Here is a 25,577-nt window from a genome sequence, read left to right as displayed (position 1 = left end):
GGTTGTGAACTCGAAAGAACAACGGCCGTTAGCAGTAAGAATCAGTACCGAGGTGGTGGAATTGGTAGACACGCTACCTTGAGGTGGTAGTGCCCTAACGGGCTTGTGGGTTCGAGTCCCATCCTCGGTACCAAATCCCAGAGATAACTTGCAATTTTGCGATTATCGGCGTAGTATTTGCCACGTTTTCGGACGCGGGGTGGAGCAGCCTGGTAGCTCGTCGGGCTCATAACCCGAAGGTCGTCGGTTCAAATCCGGCCCCCGCAACCACTTTCCTTTAAGTGTTTATTTTCAAATACACTTTTCGATTGAAACCCGCTTTTCTCGATCAACATTTGAAAATGACACTTGCTCGAAAGTTGTACCGAGGCCGCCTAGCGGCAAACAGGGTCCAGTTGCATAAAGCCCCGATTTTTCGGGGTTTTTTGTTATTTGGCAACAGAATCACTGGGCTATTTAGCCCTTTTTTTATGTCTTGGGGGTGGGCTTGTCCACATTAGAGCAAAAGTTAACAGAGATGCTTTCGGCACCGGTAGAAGCGTTGGGCTTTGAGCTTGTAGGCATCGAATTCATTCGTGCGCGCCAATCGACGCTCCGCATCTATATTGATAGTGATAACGGCATCAATGTTGATGATTGCGCTGATGTCAGCCACCAGGTCAGCGCTGTATTGGACGTCGAAGATCCAATCACGGTCGCTTACAACTTGGAAGTCTCCTCTCCTGGCCTTGATCGCCCGATGTTCACCGCAGAACACTATACGCGTTACCTCGGTGAAGAAGTCAGCCTGGTCCTGCGCATGGCGGTACAGAACCGTCGCAAGTGGCAGGGTATTATCAAGTCTGTCGAAGGCGAGATGATCACGGTTACTGTGGAAGGGAAAGATGAAGTGTTCGCGCTGAGCAACATCCAGAAAGCGAACCTGGTACCCCACTTTTAAAGTTTGGAAGAGGCAACTAGGATGAACAAAGAGATTCTGGCTGTTGTTGAAGCAGTTTCCAATGAAAAATCCCTTCCGCGCGAGAAGATTTTCGAAGCGCTGGAAACTGCATTAGCCACCGCAACCAAGAAAAAATACGAGCAGGAAATCGACGTGCGCGTCAGCATTGACCGCAGAACCGGCGATTTCGATACCTTCCGCCGTTGGGTCGCCGTAGACGAAGTGACTCAGCCGACGCGTGAAATCACGCTGGAAGCCGCTCAGTTTGAAGATCCGAGCATCGAGCTCGGCGGATACGTCGAAGATCAGATCGAATCCGTGACCTTCGACCGCATTACCACCCAAACCGCCAAGCAGGTTATCGTGCAGAAAGTGCGCGAGGCCGAGCGTGCGATGGTGGTCGACGCTTTCCGTGAACACGAAGGTGAGATCGTCACCGGCGTGGTGAAGAAAGTGAACCGTGACAGCATCGCGCTGGATCTGGGCAACAACGCCGAAGCGGTCATTGGCCGTGAAGACATGCTGCCGCGCGAAAACTTCCGTCCGGGCGACCGCATTCGCGGCGTATTGTATGCCGTACGTCCCGAAGCTCGCGGCGCGCAGCTGTTCGTCAGCCGTTCCAGCCCGGAAATGCTGAAAGAGCTGTTCCGCATCGAAGTGCCGGAAATCGGCGAAGAAGTGATCGAGATTAAAGCGGCAGCCCGCGATCCAGGCTCCCGTGCGAAAATTGCAGTGAAAACCAACGACAAGCGCATCGATCCGGTCGGCGCCTGCGTAGGTATGCGCGGTGCGCGCGTTCAGGCCGTGTCGAGCGAGCTCGGCGGCGAACGCATCGATATCATCCTGTGGGATGATAACCCTGCGCAATTCGTCATCAATGCCATGGCGCCGGCCGACGTCGCGTCGATCGTGGTAGACGAAGATAACTGCACCATGGATATCGCCGTTGAAGCCAGCAACCTGGCGCAGGCGATCGGCCGTAACGGCCAAAACGTGCGTTTGGCTTCCCAACTGCTGAAACAACACCGCGGCGACGATCGTTGGGAACTGAACGTGATGACGGCGGACGACCTGCAGGCCAAGCACCAGGCCGAGGCTCATGCCGCTATTGATACCTTCACCAAGTATCTTGATATCGACGAAGATTTCGCCACCGTACTGGTTGAAGAAGGCTTCTCCACGCTGGAAGAGCTGGCCTACGTGCCGATCAAAGAGCTGTTGGAAATCGACGGTCTGGATGAAGATACGGTTGAAGCATTGCGCGAACGCGCCAAAGCTGCATTGACCACGCTGGCCCTGGCACAAGAAGAAAGCCTGGGCGACAACAAACCGGCCGACGATTTGCTCAACCTGCCGGGTCTTGAGCGCAGCATGGCCTTTAAACTGGCCGCGCGTGGGGTTTGTACGCTGGAAGATCTTGCCGAGCAGGGTGTTGACGATCTGGCTGATATTGAAGGGCTTAGCGATGAGCAAGCCGGCGAGCTGATCATGGCTGCACGCAATATCTGTTGGTTTGGCGACAACGCGTAATAACTGTAGCAGGAAGGAACAGCATGACGACAGATGTAACCGTAAAATCGCTGGCAGCAGAGATTCAGACTCCGGTTGATCGCCTGGTACAGCAGTTTGCTGATGCAGGGATCAACAAGTCCGAGTCGGACTCTGTTACCCAGCAAGAAAAAGAAACATTACTGGCGCACCTGAACCGTGAACACGGCAGCGCGCCGGGTAAACTCACTTTGCAGCGCAAAACGCGCAGCACCTTGAATATCCCGAGCACCGGCGGTAAAAGTAAATCGGTGCAAATTGAGGTCCGCAAGAAACGCACTTATGTAAATCGCGATACGCAGGAAGCCCAGTTGGCTGAAGCGGCAGAGCAGGCACAGCGTGAAGCGGAAGAGCAGGCACGGCGCGAAGCGGAAGAGCTCGCAAAACGCGAAGCGGAAGCGAAGCGCGCAGCCGAAGAGCAAGCCAAACGTGAGGCCGCGGAGATTGCTAAGCGTAATTCAGCGGAAAAAGAAAAAGTGACCAATCAACATACCGACGAAATGACCAAGCCAGCTCAGGCGGAAAAAGCACGCCGTGAAGCCGAAGCCGCTGAACTGAAACGTAAAGCGGAAGAGGAAGTGCGCCGCAAGGTTGAAGAGGAAGCCAAGCGCGTGGCGGAAGAAGCCCGTCGCATGGCCGAAGAGAACGGCGAGAAGTGGGCCCAGGCCGACGCGGCTAGCGCTGCGGTTGAAAGCGCCGACTATCACGTGACCACCTCTCAGCACGCCCGTGCCGCTGAAGACGAAAACGACGCCAAAGTTGAAGGCGATCGTCGCAGCCGCACCCGCGGCGGCAAAGCCACCAAGCAGAAGAAAGGCAACAAGCTGTCCGAATCCAAAGCGGATCGCGAAGAAGCGCGTGCCGTTACCCGTGGCGGCAAAGGCGGCAAACGCAAGCCTAGCGCTCTGCAGCAGGGCTTCAACAAGCCGGCGCAGGTGGTTAACCGTGACGTGGTGATCGGTGAAACCATCACCGTGGCCGAGCTGGCCAACAAGATGGCGGTCAAAGGTTCTCAGGTCATCAAAGTGATGATGAAACTGGGCGCCATGGCCACCATCAACCAGGTTATCGACCAGGAAACCGCACAGCTGGTTGCCGAAGAGATGGGCCACAAAGTTATCCTGCGTCGTGAAAACGAGCTGGAAGAAGCGCTGATGAGCGACCGTGATACGGGCGCTGCGGCCGAGCCGCGCGCGCCGGTCGTGACCATCATGGGCCACGTTGACCACGGTAAAACCTCTCTGCTGGACTACATCCGCTCCACCAAAGTGGCGGCGGGCGAAGCTGGCGGCATTACCCAGCACATCGGTGCCTACCACGTAGAAACCGAGAACGGCATGATCACCTTCCTGGACACCCCGGGCCACGCCGCGTTTACCTCGATGCGTGCTCGCGGTGCTCAGGCGACTGACATCGTGGTTCTGGTGGTGGCGGCCGACGACGGCGTGATGCCACAAACCATCGAAGCTATCCAGCACGCGAAAGCGGCGCAGGTGCCATTGGTGGTTGCGGTGAACAAAATCGACAAACCGGAAGCCGATCCGGATCGCGTTAAGCAGGAACTGTCTCAGTACGGCGTTATGCCGGAAGAGTGGGGCGGCGAAGCGCAGTTCGTTCACGTGTCCGCGAAAGCCGGTACCGGTATCGACGAGCTGCTGCAGGCCATCCTGCTGCAGGCCGAAGTGCTGGAGCTGAAAGCGGTTCGCAGCGGCATGGCGAGCGGCGTAGTGATCGAGTCCTTCCTGGATAAAGGCCGTGGCCCGGTTGCTACCGTGCTGGTTCAGGAAGGTACGCTGAACAAGGGCGATATCGTCCTGTGCGGCTTCGAATACGGCCGCGTGCGTGCGATGCGCGACGAGCTGGGTCGTGAAGTGACCTCCGCCGGTCCGTCTATCCCTGTGGAAATCCTGGGTCTGTCCAGCGTGCCTGCAGCGGGTGACGAAGCGACCGTGGTGCGTGACGAGAAGAAAGCGCGTGAAGTGGCGCTGTACCGTCAGGGCAAGTTCCGCGAAGTCAAACTGGCGCGTCAGCAGAAGTCCAAGCTGGAAAACATGTTCGCCAACATGACCGACGGCGAAGTGTCCGAGCTGAACATCGTACTGAAATCCGACGTACAGGGTTCTTGCGAAGCGATCAGCGACTCGCTGCTGAAACTCTCCACCGACGAAGTGAAGGTGAAGATTGTCGGCTCCGGCGTAGGTGGGATCACCGAAACCGACGCGACGCTGGCTGCGGCTTCCAACGCCATCATCCTGGGCTTCAACGTGCGTGCCGACGCTTCTGCGCGCCGCGTGATCGAAGCGGAAAGCCTGGATCTGCGTTACTACTCCGTGATCTATAACCTGATCGACGAAGTGAAGCAGGCGATGAGCGGTATGCTGGCGCCGGAATACAAGCAGCAGATCATCGGCCTGGCCGAAGTGCGCGACGTGTTCAAATCGCCTAAGTTCGGCGCTATCGCCGGCTGTATGGTTACCGAAGGGACCATCAAGCGTCACAACCCAATCCGCGTACTGCGCGACAACGTGGTTATCTATGAAGGCGAGCTGGAATCCCTGCGTCGCTTCAAAGATGACGTTAACGAAGTCCGTAACGGCATGGAATGTGGTATCGGCGTTAAGAACTATAACGACGTGCGCGTCGGCGACATGATCGAAGTGTTCGAAATCATTGAGATCCAACGCACCATCGCTTAACGATTGCACATCTGCTTATATCTGTTTACGGGGGGCCTTTGTGCCCCCCGATTTGTCTGGAGAATCCAAAATGGCAAAAGAATTCAGCCGCGGTCAACGCGTGGCGCAAGAGATGCAGAAAGAGATTGCGATCATTCTGCAGCGTGAAGTGAAAGATCCGCGCGTCGGCATGGCGACCGTTTCCGGCGTGGAAGTGTCCCGCGACCTGGCGTATGCCAAGGTTTACGTCACCTTCCTGAACGTGCTGACCGAGAACCACGATCCGGATCTGGTCACCAACGGCATCAAAGCGTTGCAGGACGCTTCCGGCTATATCCGCACCCTGCTGGGCAAAGCGATGCGCCTGCGCGTGGTGCCGGAGCTGACCTTCGCTTACGACAACTCCCTGGTGGAAGGCATGCGCATGTCCAACCTGGTGACCAACGTGGTGAAGAACGACGCAGAGCGCCGTTCCGCCTCAGGCGATGACAAGGAGGATTAATGAGTCGCCCTCGTCGCCGCGGCCGTGACATCCACGGCGTGCTGTTGCTGGACAAGCCGCAGGGGTTGTCGTCCAACGATGCGCTGCAAAAAGTAAAACGTCTGTACAACGCCAACCGAGCGGGCCATACCGGCGCGCTCGATCCGTTGGCGACCGGCATGTTGCCTATCTGTCTGGGCGAAGCGACCAAGTTTTCGCAATACCTGCTCGATTCCGACAAGCGCTATCGGGTGATCGCCAAGCTGGGGCAGCGTACCGATACCTCCGACGCCGACGGGCAGATCGTGCAGGAACGCCCGGTGAACTTCACCCAGGCGCAGCTCGACGCGGCGCTGGACACCTTCCGCGGCGACATCCAGCAGGTGCCGTCGATGTATTCGGCGTTGAAATACCAGGGCAAGAAACTCTACGAGTATGCGCGCCAGGGGATTGAAGTGCCGCGCGAAGCGCGCAGCATCACGGTGTACGAGCTGCAGTTTATCCGCTGGGAAGGGGATGAGCTGGAACTGGAGATCCACTGCTCGAAAGGCACCTACATCCGCACCATCACCGACGATCTCGGCGAGCTGCTGGGCTGCGGCGCGCACGTGATCTATCTGCGCCGCCTGCAGGTGGCGACTTATCCGATCGCGCGCATGGTGACGTTGGAACAGCTGAACGCTTTGCTGGCGCAGGCGCAGGAACAGGAAATCGCGCCCGGCGAGTTGCTCGATCCGCTGCTGATGCCGATGGACAGCCCGGTTGAGAACTATCCGGAAGTGAATTTGCTGCCGGTGGTTGCGGGTTACGTCAAGCAGGGGCAACCGGTGCAAGTGGCCGGCGCGCCGGCTTCCGGCCTGGTGCGCATCACCGAGGGTGAAGAGCGAAAATTCATCGGCGTTGGCGACATCGCCGAGGATGGTCGCGTGGCGCCGCGCCGCCTGGTGGTCGAGCATTTCGACTGACGGCGGGGCACTGCGTCGCCTTGCGATCGCACTGCGCTAAGAGTAGAATGGCGCAGCTTATGCATTGGGTTGCTGAATTAGAGATCGGCGCCTGTTTTTATTATCTATAATCTGGAGTATTACAATGTCTCTAAGTGTTGAAGCTAAAGCTCAAATCGTAGCTGATTTCGGTCGTGGTACTAACGACAGCGGTTCTACCGAAGTTCAGGTTGCCCTGCTGACTGCGCAGATCAACCATCTGCAAGGCCACTTCTCCGAGCACAAAAAAGATCACCACAGCCGTCGTGGTCTGCTGCGTATGGTTTCTCAGCGTCGTAAGCTGCTGGACTACCTGAAGCGTAAAGATGTAGCACGTTACACCAGCCTGATCGAGCGTCTGGGTCTGCGTCGCTAATCTAGCAAGTTTCAGTGGAAAGGGGCCTATTTTGGCCCCTTTCTTCTAGGAAGCATAAGCAAATCAGGTTAATGTATTACTGATGTTTCCAAACAGGTTCTTCCGTTACAGAGGTTCGCGCGGCTAATGAGAGGCTTTATCTCCCGCCTGAGATAAGGATTGTCATTAGTCGCGAGGATGTAGTGAGAAGGCAAATCGAGTCACAGGCGTGTCGAGTCGTCAATGCGATTGCGCGCCGTTAATCAAGGATATAATTTTGCTGACACCGATCATTCGCAAATTCCAGTATGGCCAGCATACCGTCACCATCGAAACCGGTATGATGGCGCGTCAGGCCACCGCCGCCGTTATGGTGAGCATGGATGACACCGCCGTATTCGTTACCGTCGTTGGCCAGAAAAAAGCCAAGCCGGGCCAGAGCTTCTTCCCGCTGACGGTGAACTACCAAGAGCGTACCTACGCCGCCGGCCGTATCCCGGGCAGCTTCTTCCGCCGCGAAGGCCGTCCGAGCGAAGGCGAGACGCTGACTTCCCGTCTGATCGACCGCCCGATCCGTCCACTGTTCCCGGACAGCTTCCTGAACGAAGTTCAGGTGATCGCGACCGTGGTTTCCGTTAACCCGCAGGTGAACCCGGACATCGTTGCGATGATCGGCGCCTCTGCCGCCCTGAGCCTGTCCGGTATTCCGTTCAACGGCCCAATCGGCGCCGCGCGCGTAGGTTACATCAACGATCAGTACGTACTGAACCCAACGACCGACGAACTGAAAGAAAGCCGTCTGGATCTGGTGGTTGCCGGTACCGCCGGCGCGGTGCTGATGGTGGAATCCGAAGCTGACGTGCTGAGCGAAGATCAGATGCTGGGCGCCGTGGTGTTCGGCCATGACCAGCAGCAAGTGGTTATCGAAAACATCAACGCGCTGGTTGCCGAAGCCGGCAAGCCGAAGTGGGATTGGCAGGCGCCTGCGGTCAACGAAGCGCTGCACGCGCGCGTGGCTGAACTGGCTGAAGCTCGCCTGGGCGACGCTTACCACATTACCGAAAAACAAGAGCGTTACGCTCAGGTTGACGCGATCAAAGACAGCGTGGTTGAAACCCTGCTGGCGCAGGACGAAACGCTGGACGCCGGCGAAATCCAGGACATCCTGGGCACCGTCGAGAAGAACGTGGTGCGCAGCCGCGTATTGCGTGGCGAGCCGCGTATCGACGGCCGTGAAAAAGACATGATCCGTGGCCTGGATGTGCGCACCGGCGTACTGCCGCGCACCCACGGTTCCGCGCTGTTCACCCGTGGCGAAACTCAGGCGCTGGTTACCGCGACCCTGGGCACCGCGCGCGACGCACAGAACCTGGACGAGCTGATGGGCGAGAAGACCGACAGCTTCCTGTTCCACTACAACTTCCCTCCGTACTCCGTAGGCGAAACCGGCATGGTCGGTTCTCCTAAGCGTCGTGAAATCGGTCACGGTCGCCTGGCGAAACGCGGCGTATTGGCTATGATGCCTAAACCGGAAGATTTCCCGTACACGGTTCGCGTGGTGTCTGAAATCACCGAATCCAACGGTTCTTCTTCCATGGCTTCCGTGTGCGGCGCGTCTCTGGCGCTGATGGACGCCGGCGTGCCAATCAAGGCTGCCGTTGCGGGTATCGCGATGGGCCTGGTGAAAGAAGCCGACAACTATGTGGTTCTGTCCGACATTCTGGGTGACGAAGATCACCTGGGCGACATGGACTTCAAAGTGGCCGGTAGCCGCGACGGTATCACCGCGCTGCAGATGGACATCAAAATCGAAGGCATCACCCGCGAAATCATGCAGGTGGCTCTGAACCAGGCCAAGGGCGCGCGTCTGCACATCCTGGGCGTAATGGAACAGGCTATCAGCACTCCGCGCGGCGATATCTCCGAATTCGCACCGCGTATTCATACTATCCGCATCAACCCGGATAAAATCAAAGACGTGATCGGTAAGGGCGGTTCCGTTATCCGCGCGCTGACCGAAGAGACTGGCACTACCATCGAAATTGAAGATGATGGTACAGTTAAAATCGCTGCGACCGACGGTGAGAAAGCGAAATTCGCTATCCGTCGCATCGAAGAGATCACGGCAGAGATCGAAGTGGGCCGTATCTACCAGGGTAAAGTGACCCGTATCGTTGATTTCGGCGCATTCGTCGCTATCGGCGGTGGTAAAGAAGGCCTGGTGCACATTTCTCAGATCGCCGACAAGCGCGTTGAGAAAGTGACCGACTATCTGCAGATGGGTCAGGAAGTGCCGGTTAAGGTACTGGAAGTTGACCGTCAGGGCCGCGTGCGTCTGAGCATCAAAGAAGCGATGGCGCCGGAAGCAGGTTCACCTGCGCCTGAAGCAGAATAACTGTATAGATAGTTTTACAGCTCCCCGCCACGGGGTTGGGAGCTGTTCGTATCGCGCGGGTAGGATGCCCGCGTTTTAGCAAACGGAGGACAGGACGTTCATCCAATGTTTGTCTTCGGGAGTGGGAAATGAAGCCTTTCTTGCGCTGGTGTTACGTTGCGACAGCACTCATGCTGGCAGGATGCAGCAACCATGATTGGCGTAAAGACGAAGTTTTGGCAATCCCGTTGCAGCCTACGTTGCAGCAGGAAGTGATCCTGGCGCGCATGGAACAAATTCTTGCCAGCCGGGCACTGACGGATGACGAACGCGCACAGCTTTTATATGAGCGCGGTGTGCTGTATGATAGCCTCGGGTTACGTGCATTAGCGCGCAATGATTTCTCGCAGGCGCTGGCGATACGTCCCGACATGCCGGAAGTTTTCAACTACCTGGGCATTTACTTAACGCAGGCAGGCAATTTTGATGCTGCCTATGAAGCGTTTGATTCTGTACTAGAGCTTGATCCAACTTACAATTACGCGCGTTTAAACCGGGGCATCGCACTGTACTATGGCGGCCGCTTCCCGTTGGCGCAGGATGATCTGCAGGCGTTTTATCAAGACGACCCAAACGATCCCTTCCGTTCGTTATGGCTGTATCTGGTGGAGCGAGAAATCGATCCCAAGAAGGCCGAGGTAGCGCTTCAGCAGCGCTATGACAAAGCGGACAGAGGGCAATGGGGATGGAATATTGTCGAATTCTACCTGGGCAAGATCAGCGAAAAAACGCTGATGGAACGCCTCAAGGCAGATGCAACGGATAACACTTCGCTCGCTGAGCATCTCAGTGAAACTGACTTCTATTTGGGTAAACACTACCTGAGTCTGGGGGACAAGGACACCGCTTCGGCGCTGTTCAAACTGACGGTGTCTAACAACGTTCACAACTTCGTTGAGCACCGCTATGCATTGTTGGAATTGGCGCTTTTGGGCCAAGAGCAAGACGACCTATCGGAATCGGACCAGCAATAGCTGACGAACACCTATCAGCCTGATGAACATTGGTTTTTAACCAAAGTTATCGCCTTAACGGGCGAGGGCTTTTTTGTTCGTTTTATAATCTAATTTGAGCCGGTTCACACTTTTCAATGAAAATGACTGAAAATTTTCTCGACGAGTTATGTAGACTGGCTGCCATTATTAATGAGGCACGTGTACATGACGACTGAGTTTGAAACCTCTTTTGCTGATCTGGGGCTGTCTGCTCCAATCATTTCCGCCCTGAACGATCTGGGCTATGAAAAACCATCTCCGATCCAGGCTGAGTGTATTCCTCACCTGTTGAACGGCCGCGACGTGCTGGGCATGGCACAGACCGGTAGTGGTAAAACTGCAGCGTTCTCGCTGCCGCTGCTGCACAACCTGCAGGCAGACCTGAAAGCACCTCAGATCCTGGTGCTGGCACCGACCCGCGAACTGGCGGTTCAGGTTGCTGAAGCGATGACCGATTTCTCCAAACACATGAACGGCGTCAACGTGGTAGCCCTGTACGGCGGCCAGCGTTACGACGTGCAGCTGCGCGCTCTGCGCCAGGGCCCGCAAATCGTTGTGGGTACCCCAGGCCGCCTGCTGGACCACCTGAAGCGCGGCACCCTGAACCTCTCCAACCTGAGCGGTCTGGTGCTGGATGAAGCCGACGAAATGCTGCGCATGGGCTTTATCGAAGACGTAGAAACCATCATGGCTGAGATCCCGGCTGAACATCAGACCGCGCTGTTCTCCGCCACCATGCCGGAAGCGATCCGTCGCATTACCCGCCGCTTCATGAAAGAGCCGCAGGAAGTGCGCATCCAGTCCAGCGTCACCACCCGTCCGGACATCAGCCAGAGCTACTGGTCGGTCTACGGCATGCGTAAAAACGAAGCGCTGGTGCGTTTCCTGGAAGCTGAAGACTTTGACGCGGCGATCATCTTCGTCCGTACCAAGAACGCGACCCTGGAAGTGGCCGAAGCACTGGAGCGCAGCGGTTACAGCAGCGCCGCGCTGAACGGCGACATGAACCAGGCGCTGCGTGAGCAGACCCTGGAGCGCCTGAAAGACGGTCGTCTGGATATCCTGATCGCGACCGACGTTGCGGCCCGTGGCCTGGACGTCGAGCGCATCAGCCTGGTTGTCAACTATGACATCCCGATGGACTCCGAGTCTTACGTTCACCGTATCGGCCGTACCGGTCGTGCGGGTCGCGCCGGCCGCGCGCTGCTGTTCGTGGAAAACCGCGAACGCCGCCTGCTGCGCAACATCGAACGCACCATGAAGCTGACCATCCCTGAAGTGGAGCTGCCGAACGCAGAACTGCTGGGCGAGCGTCGTCTGGCCAAGTTTGCCGCGAAAGTTCAGCAGCAGCTGGAAAGCAGCGATCTGGATCTGTACCGCGCACTGCTGACCAAACTGCAGCCGGAAGAAGAGCTGGATATGGAAACCCTGGCCGCAGCGCTGCTGAAAATGGCTCAGGGCGAACGTCCGCTGATCCTGCCGCCGGATCCGGTCTTCAAGCCGCGTCAGCGTCGTGAGTTCAACGACCGTGACGATCGCCGCGGCGACCGTCGTGACAGCCGCGACAGCCGTGACGGCGATCGTCCGCGTCGCGAACGTCGTGACGTTGGCGAAATGCAGCTGTACCGCATCGAAGTGGGCCGTGACGATGGCGTAGAAGTCCGTCATATCGTTGGCGCTATCGCTAACGAAGGCGACATCAGCAGCCGTTACATCGGCAACATCAAGCTGTTCGCTTCCCACTCCACCATCGAGCTGCCAAAAGGCATGCCGGGCGAGATCCTGAATCACTTCACTCGCACTCGCATCCTGAACAAGCCGATGAACATGCAGCTGCTGGGCGATGCACAGCCGTTCGAACGTCGCGAGCGTCGTGACGGCGGCAACGGCGGCGAGCGTCGCGGCAACGGTCGTCCGTTCAACGGCGAACGTCGCGAAGGCGGCCCACGTCGTTCCTTCGGCGAACGTCGTGAAGGCGGTAACGGCGGTGAGCGTCGTGGCGGTAACTACAACCGTGACGGCAAGCCGGCGCCACGCCGTGATGACGGCGCCCCGGCGGCACCACGTCGTCGTTTCGGCGACGCGTAATCGCCGATTCACCGTTCGCGGTGAGCGCTCTGAAAAACCAGCCTGCGGGCTGGTTTTTTTATGCCTGAAAATTGCCGTCAAACGCCCCTGAATGGCGTATCATTCATAAGGTTTTTTCTTACGGATGATATGCACGGGAGATGCCATGAGTTGGCAGCAGTTCAAATCTCAATACCTGGTGCGCTTTTGGGCACCGCTGCCGGCGGTGATCGCCGCCGGGATCCTCTCTACCTACTACTTCGGCATGACCGGCACCTTCTGGGCAGTGACCGGCGAATTCACGCGCTGGGGCGGCCATGTGCTGCAGTGGTTCGGTCTGCACCCTGAACAGTGGGGCTATTTCAAGGTGATCGGTTTGCAGGGCACGCCGCTGGAGCGCATCGACGGGCGCATGATCATCGGCATGTTCGCCGGCTGCATCGCCGCCGCGTTGTGGGCCAACAACATCAAGCTGCGTCAACCGCAGCATCGCATTCGCATCGTCCAGGCGCTGCTGGGCGGCATCATCGCCGGTTTCGGCGCGCGCCTGGCGATGGGGTGCAACCTGGCGGCCTTCTTCACCGGCATTCCTCAGTTCTCGTTGCACGCCTGGTTTTTCGCGCTGGCGACCGCCGCCGGCTCTTACTTCGGCGCCAAATTCACGCTGCTGCCGATGTTCCGCATCCCGGTCAAATTGCAAAAGGTGAAGGCCGCCGCGCCGCTGACGCAGAAGCCTGAGCAGGCGCGCCGCCGCTTCCGGCTGGGCATGGCCGTCTTCGGCCTGGCGGTGGCCTGGTCGCTGTGGACACTGTTCGATGCGCCGAAGCTCGGCATCGCCATGCTGTTCGGCATCGGCTTTGGCCTGCTGATCGAGCGCGCGCAGATCTGCTTCACTTCGGCGTTCCGCGATCTGTGGATCACCGGCCGCACCCACATGGCGAAAGCCATCATCATCGGCATGGCGGTGAGCGCCATCGGCATCTTCAGCTATGTGCAGCTCGGCGTGGCGCCGAAGATCATGTGGGCCGGCCCGAATGCGGTGCTGGGCGGTTTGCTGTTCGGCTTCGGCATCGTGCTGGCCGGCGGCTGCGAGACCGGTTGGATGTACCGCGCCGTGGAAGGGCAGGTGCACTACTGGTGGGTGGGGCTGGGCAACATCATCGGCGCTACGCTGCTGGCCTATTACTGGGACGACCTGGCGCCGGCGCTGGCGACCGACTACGACAAGATCAACCTGCTCGATACCTTCGGCCCGATCGGCGGCCTGCTGGTGACTTACCTGCTGCTGGCGCTGGCCTTCGCCGCCATGCTGTGGTGGGAGAAACGCTTTTTCCGCGCCCGGCCTGAGGCGCAGGTGGTGAATTTGAGGAGCATGCCATGAAAGCGACAACGATAGTGCCGGACTACCGGCTGGACATGCTGGGCGAGCCTTGCCCATACCCGGCGGTGGCGACGCTGGAGGCGATGCCGCAGCTGAAGCCGGGGGAGATCCTGGAGGTGATCAGCGATTGCCCGCAGTCGATCAACAACATCCCGCTCGATGCGCGCAACCACGGCTACAAGGTGCTGGATATCCAGCAGGACGGGCCGACCATTCGCTACCTGATCCAGCGTTAACGCCAAGGCGGTGGGGTTCCCACCGCCTTTTCGCTTTTTAGCCCTTCACGATGTCGCCCTTCACGCCGGCGACGATCTCGAACGAACGCAGTCGCGCCTGGTGATCGAAAATCTGGCCGTTGACCATGATCTCGTCGGCATCGGTTTCACGCAGCAGCGTTTGCAGCCCGTGGCGCACCGTTTTTTCATCGCCGACGATCGACATCCGCAGCGCCTGCTCGACGCCGTACTGCTCGCCGGCGGTCCACAGCGCGTGAATGTTATCCACCGGCGGCGGCAGCGGGCCGGGCGAACCGCGGCGCAGATTGATGAACTGCTGCTGCATCGAGCTGAACAGGAAGCGCGCGTCGCGGTCGCTGTCGGCGGCGATCACGTTGACGCAGACCATGGCGTGTGGCTGCGCCAGCTGTTTGGACGGTTTGAAGTTCTCGCGGTACAGCTGCAGCGCCTGGAACAGCATATCCGGGGCGAAGTGTGAAGCGAAGGCGAACGGCAGGCCAAGCTGCGCCGCCAGCTGTGCGCTGTAGAGGCTGGAACCGAGCAGCCAGAGCGGCACATGCAGCCCCTGGCCCGGCACCGCCTGCACCGGTTGCCCGGGCTGCGCGTCGCAGAAGTAGTTTTGCAGTTCCTGCACGTCGCGCGGGAAAGTATCCACGTCGCCGGACAGGTGGCGGCGCAGCGCCATCATGGTGCGCTGATCGGTGCCGGGCGCGCGGCCCAACCCCAAATCGATGCGCCCCGGGTAGAGCGACTCCAGCGTGCCGAATTGTTCGGCGATCACCAGCGGCGCATGGTTCGGCAGCATCACGCCGCCGGAGCCGAGGCGAATGCTCTGGGTGCCGGCGGCCAGATAGCCCAGCAGCACCGAGGTGGCGGCGCTGCCGATGCCGGTCATGTTGTGGTGCTCGGCCAGCCAGTAGCGCTGGTAGCCCCAGCGTTCGGCGTGCTGCGCTAAGTCCAGCGAACAGTGGAAAGCGTCGCGTGCCTTGGCCCCTTGCGGGATTGGCGATAAATCCAGTACCGAAAGCGGTACGGCAGTGTGTTCAGTCATGACATCGTCCATCAGAGAGTGGATCGCTTAAAGGGCGATTGCAGGAGTCTGCATACTAAAAGGCCGAAAAAAAGATGCTTTTTAGTGTTAAAAGCATAATCCAATTTATAGTTATAAAAGAGGAGATATGTGCTTGTGATATCCTCATGAGTGCAATGGTGTTTTTTGGAGCAATTTGAGACATGGAAATGATTATCCCCGCCCGCCGCTTACCGTTCCGGGAGCTGACATAATGAAAAAAAAGACGCTGTTTACCCTGTTGCTGATGTTGGCGGCGATCGCATTGGCGATCCTGTTCCGCGCGCACAATCAGGATCTGTTGCTGCAGGGTGAAGTGGATGCCCCCGAAGTGATCGTCGCATCCAAGGCGAAAGGCCGGGTCGTTGAACGCCTGATCGAACGCGGCGACGACGTGAAAAGCGGCCAACTGATCATTCAACTCGATAGCCCCGAACTGATGGCGCAACTGCGTTCCGCACAGGCGACGCGCGACGAGGCCAAGGCGCAGCTCGAGCTGTCGCTGCACGGCACCCGTGAAGAGAGCATCCGCAACCTGCGCGCCAACCTGGCGCAGGCCGAGGCGCAGTACCGCAATGCGCAAAACGACTACAACCGGAACCTGAGCGTGGCCGGCAAAGGCTATATCTCGAAGTCCGAGCTGGACGCTTCGCGCCGGTCGCGCGACACCGCCTTCCAACAGGTGCAGGCCGCCAAGGCCAATCTGGATGAAGGCATCAACGGCGACCGCGTCGAGCAGCGGCAGCAATATGCGGCGGCGCTGCGGGCGGCGGAAGAGAACCTGCTGCAGATCCAGGCGCAGAGCGACGATCTGCAGGTGAAAGCGCCGGTAGACGGCGAAGTGGGGCCGATCCCGGCCGAAGTGGGCGAATTGCTGAACGCCGGCAGCCCGCTGGTGACGTTGATCCGGGTGCCGGACGCCTACTTCGTGTTTAACCTGCGTGAAGACATCCTGGCCCACGTGCGCAAAGGCGACAAGGTCAAGCTGAGGGTGCCGGCGCTGAAGGACAAAATGATCGACACCGAGGTGCGCTACATCGCGCCGCTGGGGGATTACGCCACCAAACGCGCCACCCGCGCCACCGGCGACTTCGACCTGAAAACCTTCGAAGTGCGCCTGTATCCGTCACAGCCGGTGGACGGCCTGCGTCCGGGGATGAGCACCTTATGGCAATGGAAAGAGTAAGGGCCGGCTGGCGCTGCTTCAGTCACGCGTTCGACAAAGAGTGTCGCGTCGCCTTTCGCAGCCCGGTGGTGCACTGGCTGAGCTGGATCTTTCCGCTGATCCTGTTTGCGCTGATCAGCAGCAACTTCTCCGAAGGCACGCTGCTCGATCTGCCGGTCTCAGTGGTGGACAGCGATCACAGCCCGCTGTCCAAATCGCTGACGCGGCGGCTGGACGCCGGTTCGCACGCCCACGTCGAGGCTTACGGCGGCGGGTTGCCGGAGTCGCTGAGCCGCCTGCGCAGCGCGCAGGATTACGCGTTGCTGTATATCCCGCCGGATCTTGAGGCCAACGCGCTGTCGGGCAAACAGCCGAGCGTGGTGATGTACTACAATGCGTTGTTCTACGGCGCCGGGCTGTACTCCACCCAGGACTTTGGCGGCCTGATGAACGAAATCAACGCCAGCACCCGCAGCATCATCGCCACCGAGATGGGCAAGACGCTGCCGCCGTTGGCGGACGTGACGCTCTCCTACGGCAGCCTGTTCAACGCCAGCGGCAGCTATATCTATTACCAGCAGTTCGCCGCCACCATCCATCTGCTGCAGCTGTTCGCGGTGACCTGCATGATCTACGTGCTGGCGCGCAGCAAGTCGCTGCTGCAGGCCAAGCCGTTCAGCCTGGCGCTACTCGGCAAGCTGGCGCCGTACACGCTGTGTTTCACCACCCTGCTGATGGTCGAGATCGCGGCGCTGGTGGGCATCTTTGACGCCCGCGTCAGCGGCAACCCGCTGTTTATGTTGATGATTGGCCTGTTCTACGTGATGGCGGCGCAGAGCATCGGCCTGCTGCTGTACACCTTTACCGGCAGTACCATTACCGCGTACAGCCTGATCGGTATTTTGGTCAGTATCGCGATGACCTTCTCCGGCATGGCGGTGCCTGAGCTGTCGATGCCGCTGCCGGCGCGCATCATTTCCAACATCGAACCGCTGACCCACGCGCTGTACGCGATGTTTGACGTGTTCCTGCGGCAGGTGCACGCCAGCGCCATCTTCAGCGTGTGCGCGCTGCTGGCGGTCTATCCGCTGGTGGCCGCGCTGCTGGTGCGCAATCGCCTGCCGGCGCGGCTGGAAAAAGAGGGGAACGCCGGATGAAGCTCTATTGGCAAACCTTCGTTAAAGTGCTGCTCGGCATGCTGGAGCGGCCGGTGTGGCTGATGCTGATCTTGTCGCTGTGCATCATGAGCCTGGTGTACGCCAACCGCACGGTCTGGGATCTGCCGGTGGGAGTGGTCGATCAGGATCACAGCACCGCCAGCCGGCAGCTGATCCGCCAGCTGGACGCCACGTCCAAGATAGCGATTGAAACCTACGACAGCCTGGAACAGGCGCAGCGCGATCTCAGCTGGCGCAAGCTGTTTGCGGTGATCATCATGCCGGTGGATCTGGAGAAGAAGATCCTCAGCGGGCAGAACATCGTGGTGCCGGTCTACGGCGACGCCACCAACCGCCTGGCTAACGGCCAGATCCAACAAGACGTGGTGGCGGCCTATCAGCAGCTGCTGACGGAGTACAACAACGGGCTGCTGCTGCGCAGCGGCTTCAGCGAACGGCAGGCGCAGATACTGCTGACGCCGATACTGGGACAAACGCTGGACGTGTTCAACCCCGGCATCAGCTTTGCGGCGATCATCTTCCCCGGGCTGTTGGTGATGCTGTTGCAGCACTCGTTGCTGATCGCCTGTATCCGCGTCAATATCGCCATGAAAAGCATGCCCGGCGGCAAAGCGCCGCTGGCGGCGCACCTCGGCGGGCTGACGGCGCTGCTGCCGATCTGGCTGTTCCTGTCGATCGTGCTGTTCGTGCTGTGGCCGTGGGTATTGGGCTATAGGCAGACGGCGAACATCGCCGAACTGCTGCTGCTGACCTTCCCGTTCCTGCTGGCGGTATTGGGGCTGGGCAAGCTGGTGACCGAGTGCCTGCGCAGCGTCGAGATGATCTACCTGACGCTGGCGTTCATCACTACGCCGGTCTTCTACCTGTCCGGCACCATCTGGCCGCTGCAGTCGATGCCGGCCTGGGTGCGCGCCATCTCGTACAGCATTCCCTCCACCTGGGGCACCAAGGCGATCGCCGGCGTCAACCAGATGGGGCTGTCGCTGAATGAAGTGTGGGGCGACGTGGTGATGATGCTGATACTCGGCGTGGTCTACACCCTGCTGGGCTTCGGCGTGGCCTTCTTGCGCAACAGCGTGGCGCTGCGCGGGATGTTCAGGAAGCGGCGGGCGTAAGGGGAGGCATTGATGCCTTTCCCGGTGACGTCAAAAGATAATTAATCCAATGGGTTATTGCGTTATTCCCGCGGCCGGCGGGGATAACGCAAAGCGACCACAACCCGGCAATCGGGTTTCGGCCGAGCATAAACTCTCCTCGTTAGCGGCACGCAGCAACCCCTTCTTGAAATTCGGTCTGGCCCGCCGACAATCACGCACGCCTTCAATCACGCCTGTTTGTGTTGCAGTGTTATGTTCTCTTTTTGATAAGGCTATTCCTAATTCTTTCAACCTTATCATCCCTAAAAAATAACCCTTCGACTATTTAGCCAAAAGTGATATTTGCCGGGATAGAACATTGCTTATCCAATTTTAATTGTTATATTTCTATTTCGCCCAAAATGATTAAGTTTTCTTAATTGTTTATGTGTGTGATGAACTCCTCGGAATTTACGATCTTAGCGTGCGGAAATCATTAATTGTAGGATAATTAAATGGATTGCTCGCTCATAGTCATGAGATTGGTCTGTAAACGGGATGTTTCAGATAGGTGCCGTTATGTAACAAATATGAAGGAGCATGATGTATGACGGGTAAATTAAGCGTTCAAACGGTTCTGTTTGAATATCATGGACAAAAATATAAGGTCTTCCTGGCATGCGATAAACGGCATGTTGGGTGCAACGAATTAAATCCGTTGTATTTTTTAGATGCCAACAGACACTTTGAGACCCTAATTAAGGCGGGTTATCACGGTGATGATGTATCCCCTGTGCTTTATATTGGAATCGGTTATCAGGAGGGGGTCGATATTAAGGCGGCTCGCACATTCGACTATACGGTGAGCGATGGCAGCGAACGCTTTAAAGACGGGGGCGGAGCGGAGCAATTTTATCGATTTATTCAGGATGTCGTCAAACCGTGGGTCGAATGTCGTTTTAAGGTCAATAAGCAAATGCAAACGCTGGCGGGGCATTCGTTTGGCGGGCATTTCACCTTATACGTGGCGTTTCATCATCAAACGGCTTTTCAGCGCTATGTTGCCGCCAGTCCCGCGCTCTGGTGGGCGAATGGCGCGGTGCTGCCCGAAGGCGACGCTAAGCTTGCCGCAAGCATTGATTGGTTATCGCTGCTATTAGGCAGCCGCGAGGAGCGGGCGGAGCCGGACAGTACCGATCTTGAGAAAGAGATCTTCCAGCGCATAGGGGATAACCCAAGGTTGAATGTCAGGAATCTGGCGTCGCAGTTAGTGAAAGACGGCGAGCGCTGCAGCTTCGAGTTTCTTCCCGGGCGCAAACATCCGGCGGTGGCAAAAGATTATGCACGCATAGCGAATTTCGTTGCGAGCCAAAAACCACTGCCAACAGGGCTGTGACAGGAGAGGTTAAATGGATTTTAAAGTGACGAGAGGGTTGCTGCTTTTGGCTGGATTATTTTTCTCTATCACGGCGGTGGCAAAGCCTATTCAAACCGACGAGACCGCCTCATTGATTAACCAGCGATTGTCTTACATGAAAGACGTTGCCGGGTATAAGGCAAACAACCATCTGGCCATTGAGGATTTGCCTCAGGAGGCCAACGTATTGGCCAACTCAGTCCGCGAGGCGGAAGCATTGGGATTGGATGGCAAGTCGGTGGCTCCTTTTATACAGGCGCAAATGGATGCGGCCAAAGCGATTCAGTATCGCTACCGGGCAGACTGGCTGTCGGCGCCGGAAAACGGCTGGCAGCCTGAATCGCTGGACAGTGTGAGAGCGAAAATCAGCCGGTTGAATACCCAGATTTTGACCAGCGTCAGCAATAAATTGAAGAAAGGCGAGCGCTTTAATGACAGGTTTGTTTTTATGAAATCCCTGGAACAAACCCACCTGAAAGTTGGCGATAAAGAACGCCTGTGGCAGTCATTAAAGCGAATTGCGTTGAAAGGGTAATCGCCTGCCGTTGTTCTGGCTGAATGCGCCCGATGTGTGGTTTCGGGCGCATTCTCCTCACGGGCGGCCAGCCGAATAATGGCGTTGAAAGGCTCCTCTGGCGAGGGAAAGCCCGGCGCCGGCCTCAATCACCCCACCAACGCCAACCCGGCCACGCGGCGCCAGTAGCCGTTGCAGTCGGCGTGGTCGGTCAAGGCCAGCGGCTGCTCGCCGCGCTCGTTGGCGCGGAAGGCATCGATCTGCGCCAGCGTCTCGGCGCCCTGCGGCGACAGCCGCACGATGTCCACCAGCCCCTGCATGTTCGGCAGCTCGTTACCGAGGTTATAGCAGTAACCGCTCATCGTCTGGATGCCGTTGAGTACGAACACCTGCTGTTGTTCCTGCGAACGCATCATGCGGCCCTGCGGATACTTGATGCAGCAGGTTTCGCACTCGTCCTTGCCGCGGTTCTCCGAGCGGGCGGTGAAGCAGCGCGCGGAATAGGCCAGCGGCAGATGGCCGTAGCTCAGCACCTCCACCTCGAAGTCGTGGCGGAAGCCCAGCTCGTCGCACTGCGTCAGCAGATTGGCCAGCCAGTCGCGCGACAGCTCGACCGGCATGCACCAGCGGATCATGCCCTGACGGCGCAGCAGGCGCAGGGTATAGGCGTTGTAACAGTTCAGCGCATGGCCGGCGACGAACGGCAAGCCGCGCTCCGCCGCCATGTTCACCGCGCCCAGATCGTTGGCTTCAAACAGGAACTCGCCGTTTTCCACATAGCGTTTCAGCTCATTCAGTTCGGACGGCGCCTGCAGCAGCGCCAGCGTGGAGATCACCACCTGTTTACCACTGCGGGCGATTTCGCGCGCCAGCGCCAGCCAATCGCCGACCTTCATCTCGCGGCGCTTGGCGCAGACGCTCTCGCCGAGATAAATGATGTCGGCGCTGCTGTCCGCTGCCTGTTGATAGAACGTTGCGATGTCGTTTTTCGGCCAGTAGTAGAGTACCGGCCCGAGTGCGTATTTCATGTTTCCTCCGGCTACTGCCATTTGCGGTGATAGGCGCCCAGCGTGGTTTGGGTGCCTTCGGACATCGCGCCCAGCGTCTCCATCCAGGCGGCGTCGGCGCGGTAGGCGGCCGGATCGGCCTGGCAATGGTCGATCGCCTGGCGCCAGACGCGCGCCACCTGGCTGACGTAAGCCGGGCTGCGCTGGCGGCCTTCGATCTTCACCGAAGCGATGTTGGCGGCCAGCAACTCCGGCAGCAGCTCCAGGGTATTGAGGCTGGTAGGCTCTTCCAGCGCGTGGTAGCGCACGTCGTCCACCAGATAGCGGCCCTTGCACAGCGTCGGGTAACCGGCGTTTTCGTGGTCCTGATAGCGGTCGATCAGCACGTCGTTCAGGCGCGACTCCATGCCCTGTGCGGTTTGCTGCCAGCGCACGAAACGCGCCGGCGAACAGGCGCCGACGGTGTTCGGCGACTCGCCGGTCAGGTAGGAGGAGAGGTAGCAGCGCCCCTCGGCCATGATGCACAGGCTGCCGAAGGCGAACACTTCCAGCGGCACCGGGCTGGTGCGCGCCAGCTGTTTCACCTGGTGCATCGACAGCACCCGCGGCAGCACCACCCGGCCGACCTCGAAGTTGCGCTGGTAGAAACGGATCGCCTCCTCATTGGTGGCGGAAGCCTGCACCGAAACGTGGCGCTCCAGCTGCGGGTAGCGCTGGGCGGCGTATTCCAGCATCGCCAGATCCGCCAGAATCAACGCGTCGGCGCCCAGTTGGGCGGCCATATCCACCGCACGCTGCCAGCGGGCGTAGCCGTCGGGATGGGCGAAGGTGTTGATGGCGATATGCAGTTTGCGGCCGTGGCGATGCACGTAATCGACCGCTTCCTGCAGCTTTTTCTCGGTGAAGTTGAGGCCGGCGAAGTGGCGCGCGTTGGTATCGTCTTTCAGCCCGATGTAAACGGCATCGGCGCCGTTATCCACCGCGGCCTTCAGGGCCGGCAGGTTGCCGGCGGGACAAAGCAGCTCCATAGATTTATCCTGGCTTAGCCGTACGCCCGGCCGGGCGCACGCTGTCTTTAAAGGTTGCCGACGACGGTGTTCCGCCGGCAAACGCGAATCGGGGAGGCCATTTTAGGCAAAGGGGCGCGCACGGGTTTTGATTTGAGGCAGCTTATGGCGTATTGATAAACATGGCGGTGAAATGCACTATTTGTTGATATAGACCGCTGAAGCCGCGCGTCAGTGTGGCAAAATAGCGGTAGTCCGTATTGAAAGGAGTGGATGACCGTGTTGGAACAACTACGAGCACGCCTTGTGCGCCAGGGGCCGTCGCTGCTGCGCATCCCGCTGAAATTCACGCCGTTCGCTCTGCAGCGCCAACTGCTGCAACAGGTGCTGAGCTGGCAGTTCCGCCAGGCATTGGCGGATGGCGATCTGGAATTTCTCGAATCGCGCTGGTTAAAGATCGAAGTTCGCGATCTGGCGCTACAATGGTTTATGACGGTAGAAAACGACAAACTGGTGGTCAGCCAGCACGCCGAAGCGGACGTCAGCTTCAGCGGCGACGCCAACGATCTGATCCTGATCGCGGCGCGTAAGCAAGATCCGGATACGCTGTTCTTTCAGCGTCGGCTGCAGATTGAAGGGGATACCGAATTGGGCCTGTATGTGAAAAATTTGATGGACGCCATTGAGCTGGAAAGCATGCCTGCGCCGCTGCGCATGGGGCTGTTGCAGTTGGCTGATTTTGTCGAAGCAGGGCTGCAGGAGGGCACGGCGTCGGCTTCCCGTGTGGCGGCATCATGCTGATCCGCGTAGAGATACCGGTAGACGCGGCGGGCATCGATGCCTTGCTGCGCCGCGCCTTTGGCCGCGACGATGAAGCCGATCTGGTGCAGCAGCTGCGCGAAGACGGCCTGCTGACGCTGGGCGTGGTCGCCACTGACGACGAAGGCGGCGTAGTGGGTTATGCCGCGTTCAGCCCGGTGGATGTGGCCGGCGAAGATCGCCAATGGGTGGCGCTGGCGCCGCTGGCGGTAGATGAAAGCCTGCGCCGTCAGGGGCTGGCTGAAAAGCTGGTGTACGAGGGGTTGGATTCGCTGAACGAATTCAGCTACGCCGCGGTGGTGGTGCTGGGCGATCCGGCCTATTACGGCCGCTTCGGTTTCAAACCGGCCGCCGCCTATGGCCTGAATTGTCGCTGGCCGGACACGGAAAGCGCATTCCAGGTGTATCCGCTGGCGCAAGACGCTCTGAATGGCGTCAGCGGCGAAGTGGCGTTTTCGGCGCCGTTTAATCGCTTTTAACGACCGGCAATAGAGACTCCAACGACAGCGGCGGGTGATTCACCAGCCGCTCTTTTTGTATTTTGCTCAGCTGTTTGACGCGGTATTCCAGCTTCAGCGCCGTTGAGCGATCCCCCACCTGGCAGTGAAACGCCAGCGTCAGCTCCCCTTTACCACGCAGCGCCTTGGCGCCTTTGCCGGCTTGATGTTGCGCCAGGCGGCGCGCCACGTCGGTGGTGATGCCGGTATACAGCATGCCGCTCGGTAAACGCAGCATGTAGAGGTGCCAGGGAGTGGGGGTAGTGTCGGTCATCGTACGCCGTTTCGGTGGCCAGGGTCGGCGTATGATGGCATGTTCGCCGTCACAATCCCATCCCCGGCCGCCGGAGCCTTACCGCTTTACCCCTTTTTTCCCGCCAGCTCGAAGCGCGGCGAGACAATGCCGTACAGCGTCCAGCCGAGGAAGGTGGCGATGGCGCCCCACATCATCGCTTCCTCACCGGAGCTGTAAAGCGCATAGAAGCTGTACAGCGCGCCGATGCCGGCGATGATATTGGCGATGCGCGCCTTGTTGTCCGGCACCTTCGCCACTTTCTGAATAATGACCAGCGCCGCCATCGACAGGATGTAAGGGATGATGTTGGTCACCACCGCCAGGTTCACCAGCACGTTGAACTGCTTGTTCAGCGACGGGCTGATGGTCATCAGCGACAAACCGCTCTGGATGACGACGATGGTCAGCATGCCTTTAACCGGCGCGTCGGCCTTGCTCAGCTTGGAGAAGATTTTCGGGAAGAAGCCGCTGTCGGCGGAGGATTTGAACACCTGAGCGATGGTGAACTGCCAGCCGAGCAGCGAGCCGACGCAGGACATGACCATCAACGCCATGATAATCTTGCCGACCGTTGGGTTGAACATGTGGGAGAACGCCAGCCCGAACGGGGCGGTGGAATTGGCCAGATCCATGTTCGGCACAATGCCGGCGATCACGTTGGTCGAAACGATATAGATCACCGCCGCGCTGAGGGTGCCGCCCAGTACGGCGATCGGCACGTTGCGCTCCGGGTTTTCCACCACGTCGGTGTTGGCGCAGGCGGATTCCAGCCCCAGGAACGCCCACAGGGTCATTGAGATCGAGGCGCCGATGGCTTCGAAGGTCGGCACCTGATGCGGGTTCCAGGCGGCGACGTAAGCGCTGCCGCTGAACCAGTACCAGCCGATGACCGAGATGCCCACCACCGGAATGATCACGCCCCAGACGGTGATGCCGCTGATTTTGCCGGTGATGCGCGCGCCGCCGAAGTTAGCGACGGTCGCCAGCCACAGCACGCCGATGGTGGCGATACAGATCCCGAGCGGGCTGAGCGTGGTGTCGAACAGCTCGGTGCCGTAGCCGACGGCGGAAATGGCGATGGCGATATTGGCGATCAGCAGCGAAACGCCGTAGGTGTAGTTCGCCATGAAGTTGCCTGATTTACCGAAGGCGTATTCGGCGTAGCCGCCCATGCCGCCGGATTTACGGCTGAACATGCCGCATTTGGCGAACGCGTAGGCCAGCGCCATCGAGCCGACGGCGGTCACCAGCCAGGAAACGATCGAAATCGTGCCCACTTCGGCCAGCTTGGTCGGCAGCATAATTATGCCGGAACCCATCATATTCACGGCGGTCAGGATCGTTAATTGCACGACCCCCATTTTATTATTGGACTTACTCATGATCATTTTCTCTTTTAGGATGCGATCCGGGCGGCGAGAATAATCGCCGCCCCGTA

24 protein-coding genes and 2 tRNA genes are annotated in these 25,577 nt (G+C 58.8%); 21 read left to right on the top strand and 5 right to left on the bottom strand.

The window, feature by feature from the left end; genetic code table 11:
• The first annotated feature begins 46 nt into the window (after positions 1 to 46).
• From HWW83_RS13050 to yedF, 14 genes are all read left to right on the top strand, one after another.
• Positions 47 to 133: transfer RNA gene (locus HWW83_RS13050), tRNA-Leu, on the top strand.
• A 60-nt stretch (positions 134 to 193) separates the two neighbouring features.
• Positions 194 to 270 (top strand) — tRNA-Met (locus HWW83_RS13045).
• A 217-nt stretch (positions 271 to 487) separates the two neighbouring features.
• Positions 488 to 940, top strand: coding sequence for a ribosome maturation factor RimP (gene rimP / locus HWW83_RS13040; protein ID WP_033644179.1), 453 nt, complete (start codon positions 488 to 490; stop codon positions 938 to 940).
• 21 nt (positions 941 to 961) lie between these two features.
• Positions 962 to 2,470 (top strand): transcription termination factor NusA, encoded by a 1,509-nt coding sequence (nusA, locus tag HWW83_RS13035; protein WP_004933514.1) that lies wholly within the window; start codon positions 962 to 964, stop codon positions 2,468 to 2,470.
• 23 nt (positions 2,471 to 2,493) lie between these two features.
• On the top strand, positions 2,494 to 5,184 hold the full coding sequence (gene infB / locus HWW83_RS13030; RefSeq protein ID WP_019453339.1) for a translation initiation factor IF-2: 2,691 nt from the start codon (positions 2,494 to 2,496) through the stop codon (positions 5,182 to 5,184).
• A gap of 70 nt (positions 5,185 to 5,254) precedes the next feature.
• The gene (rbfA, locus tag HWW83_RS13025; RefSeq protein ID WP_004933508.1) at positions 5,255 to 5,665 is read left to right on the top strand and encodes a 30S ribosome-binding factor RbfA; all 411 of its coding nucleotides are present in this window, start codon (positions 5,255 to 5,257) and stop codon (positions 5,663 to 5,665) included.
• Positions 5,665 to 6,609: a tRNA pseudouridine(55) synthase TruB gene (truB, locus tag HWW83_RS13020; protein ID WP_025305054.1), complete on the top strand. Its 945-nt coding sequence runs from the start codon at positions 5,665 to 5,667 to the stop codon at positions 6,607 to 6,609. The genes rbfA and truB overlap by 1 nt, the downstream gene beginning before the upstream one ends.
• A gap of 124 nt (positions 6,610 to 6,733) precedes the next feature.
• Positions 6,734 to 7,003 (top strand): 30S ribosomal protein S15, encoded by a 270-nt coding sequence (gene rpsO / locus HWW83_RS13015; protein ID WP_004933502.1) that lies wholly within the window; start codon positions 6,734 to 6,736, stop codon positions 7,001 to 7,003.
• A 256-nt stretch (positions 7,004 to 7,259) separates the two neighbouring features.
• Positions 7,260 to 9,377 (top strand): polyribonucleotide nucleotidyltransferase, encoded by a 2,118-nt coding sequence (pnp, locus tag HWW83_RS13010; RefSeq protein ID WP_016929321.1) that lies wholly within the window; start codon positions 7,260 to 7,262, stop codon positions 9,375 to 9,377.
• Positions 9,378 to 9,505: 128 nt separating this feature from the next.
• Entirely contained in the window at positions 9,506 to 10,390 is an 885-nt protein-coding gene (gene nlpI, locus HWW83_RS13005) for a lipoprotein NlpI (protein ID WP_004933495.1), read from the top strand.
• Positions 10,391 to 10,506: 116 nt separating this feature from the next.
• Entirely contained in the window at positions 10,507 to 10,587 is an 81-nt protein-coding gene (gene yrbN, locus HWW83_RS25795; RefSeq protein ID WP_099032700.1) for a protein YrbN, read from the top strand.
• Positions 10,577 to 12,499 (top strand): DEAD/DEAH family ATP-dependent RNA helicase, encoded by a 1,923-nt coding sequence (locus HWW83_RS12995; RefSeq protein ID WP_033641661.1) that lies wholly within the window; start codon positions 10,577 to 10,579, stop codon positions 12,497 to 12,499. The genes yrbN and HWW83_RS12995 overlap by 11 nt, the downstream gene beginning before the upstream one ends.
• 145 nt (positions 12,500 to 12,644) lie before the next feature.
• The gene (gene yedE / locus HWW83_RS12990; protein ID WP_016929320.1) at positions 12,645 to 13,859 is read left to right on the top strand and encodes a selenium metabolism membrane protein YedE/FdhT; all 1,215 of its coding nucleotides are present in this window, start codon (positions 12,645 to 12,647) and stop codon (positions 13,857 to 13,859) included.
• A complete protein-coding gene (gene yedF, locus HWW83_RS12985; RefSeq protein ID WP_033641662.1) occupies positions 13,856 to 14,095 on the top strand; it encodes a sulfurtransferase-like selenium metabolism protein YedF in 240 nt (79 codons plus the stop codon). Before yedE ends, yedF begins: the two co-directional genes overlap by 4 nt.
• A gap of 37 nt (positions 14,096 to 14,132) precedes the next feature.
• Here the strand turns inward: yedF and HWW83_RS12980 are convergent, their stop codons facing one another.
• Entirely contained in the window at positions 14,133 to 15,146 is a 1,014-nt protein-coding gene (locus HWW83_RS12980; RefSeq protein WP_033633542.1) for a luciferase-like monooxygenase, read from the bottom strand.
• A gap of 232 nt (positions 15,147 to 15,378) precedes the next feature.
• Here HWW83_RS12980 and HWW83_RS12975 point away from each other — a divergent pair, with 232 nt between their 5' ends.
• The 5 genes from HWW83_RS12975 (at position 15,379) to HWW83_RS12955 (ending at position 20,535) form a co-directional block, all read left to right on the top strand.
• Positions 15,379 to 16,350 (top strand): HlyD family secretion protein, encoded by a 972-nt coding sequence (locus tag HWW83_RS12975; protein ID WP_033638900.1) that lies wholly within the window; start codon positions 15,379 to 15,381, stop codon positions 16,348 to 16,350.
• Positions 16,332 to 17,486, top strand: a complete 1,155-nt coding sequence (locus HWW83_RS12970; protein ID WP_033651473.1) for an ABC transporter permease — start codon at positions 16,332 to 16,334, stop codon at positions 17,484 to 17,486. Before HWW83_RS12975 ends, HWW83_RS12970 begins: the two co-directional genes overlap by 19 nt.
• Positions 17,483 to 18,622, top strand: a complete 1,140-nt coding sequence (locus HWW83_RS12965; RefSeq protein ID WP_016929316.1) for an ABC transporter permease — start codon at positions 17,483 to 17,485, stop codon at positions 18,620 to 18,622. The genes HWW83_RS12970 and HWW83_RS12965 overlap by 4 nt, the downstream gene beginning before the upstream one ends.
• Positions 18,623 to 19,190: 568 nt before the next feature.
• A complete protein-coding gene (locus tag HWW83_RS12960; RefSeq protein WP_060660030.1) occupies positions 19,191 to 19,979 on the top strand; it encodes an alpha/beta hydrolase in 789 nt (262 codons plus the stop codon).
• A 13-nt stretch (positions 19,980 to 19,992) separates the two neighbouring features.
• Positions 19,993 to 20,535 carry a chorismate mutase gene (locus HWW83_RS12955; RefSeq protein ID WP_033641664.1) on the top strand — a complete coding sequence of 181 codons (543 nt, stop codon included), beginning with the start codon at positions 19,993 to 19,995 and terminating at the stop codon, positions 20,533 to 20,535.
• Positions 20,536 to 20,663: 128 nt separating this feature from the next.
• Here the strand turns inward: HWW83_RS12955 and HWW83_RS12950 are convergent, their stop codons facing one another.
• Together HWW83_RS12950 and ubiU are read right to left on the bottom strand one after the other, a co-directional pair.
• On the bottom strand, positions 20,664 to 21,542 hold the full coding sequence (locus HWW83_RS12950; RefSeq protein ID WP_033641665.1) for a U32 family peptidase: 879 nt from the start codon (positions 21,540 to 21,542) through the stop codon (positions 20,664 to 20,666).
• An 11-nt stretch (positions 21,543 to 21,553) separates the two neighbouring features.
• The gene (ubiU, locus tag HWW83_RS12945; RefSeq protein ID WP_047572964.1) at positions 21,554 to 22,549 is read right to left on the bottom strand and encodes a ubiquinone anaerobic biosynthesis protein UbiU; all 996 of its coding nucleotides are present in this window, start codon (positions 22,547 to 22,549) and stop codon (positions 21,554 to 21,556) included.
• 258 nt (positions 22,550 to 22,807) lie between these two features.
• Between ubiU and ubiT the strand changes: the two genes are divergently transcribed.
• Both ubiT and HWW83_RS12935 read left to right on the top strand, forming a co-directional pair.
• The gene (gene ubiT, locus HWW83_RS12940; protein ID WP_033644181.1) at positions 22,808 to 23,329 is read left to right on the top strand and encodes a ubiquinone anaerobic biosynthesis accessory factor UbiT; all 522 of its coding nucleotides are present in this window, start codon (positions 22,808 to 22,810) and stop codon (positions 23,327 to 23,329) included.
• Complete coding sequence (locus HWW83_RS12935; RefSeq protein WP_021504238.1) at positions 23,323 to 23,826, top strand: GNAT family N-acetyltransferase; 504 nt, start codon at positions 23,323 to 23,325, stop codon at positions 23,824 to 23,826. Before ubiT ends, HWW83_RS12935 begins: the two co-directional genes overlap by 7 nt.
• On the opposite strand, the gene HWW83_RS12930 is transcribed toward HWW83_RS12935, so the two are convergent.
• Both HWW83_RS12930 and potE read right to left on the bottom strand, forming a co-directional pair.
• Positions 23,813 to 24,118 carry a GIY-YIG nuclease family protein gene (locus HWW83_RS12930; protein WP_139120340.1) on the bottom strand — a complete coding sequence of 102 codons (306 nt, stop codon included), beginning with the start codon at positions 24,116 to 24,118 and terminating at the stop codon, positions 23,813 to 23,815. The genes HWW83_RS12935 and HWW83_RS12930 overlap by 14 nt on opposite strands.
• Positions 24,119 to 24,204: 86 nt before the next feature.
• A complete protein-coding gene (gene potE, locus HWW83_RS12925) occupies positions 24,205 to 25,521 on the bottom strand; it encodes a putrescine-ornithine antiporter (RefSeq protein ID WP_033648789.1) in 1,317 nt (438 codons plus the stop codon).
• Positions 25,522 to 25,577: the final 56 nt, after the last annotated feature.

Origin of the sequence: Serratia ureilytica, assembly GCF_013375155.1 — a bacterium.
In the GTDB taxonomy this organism is placed as follows: Bacteria; Pseudomonadota; Gammaproteobacteria; order Enterobacterales; family Enterobacteriaceae; genus Serratia; species Serratia ureilytica.
The sequence above is the reverse complement of the archived record's forward strand: the minus strand, read 5'-3'. Positions and strand labels throughout refer to the sequence as shown.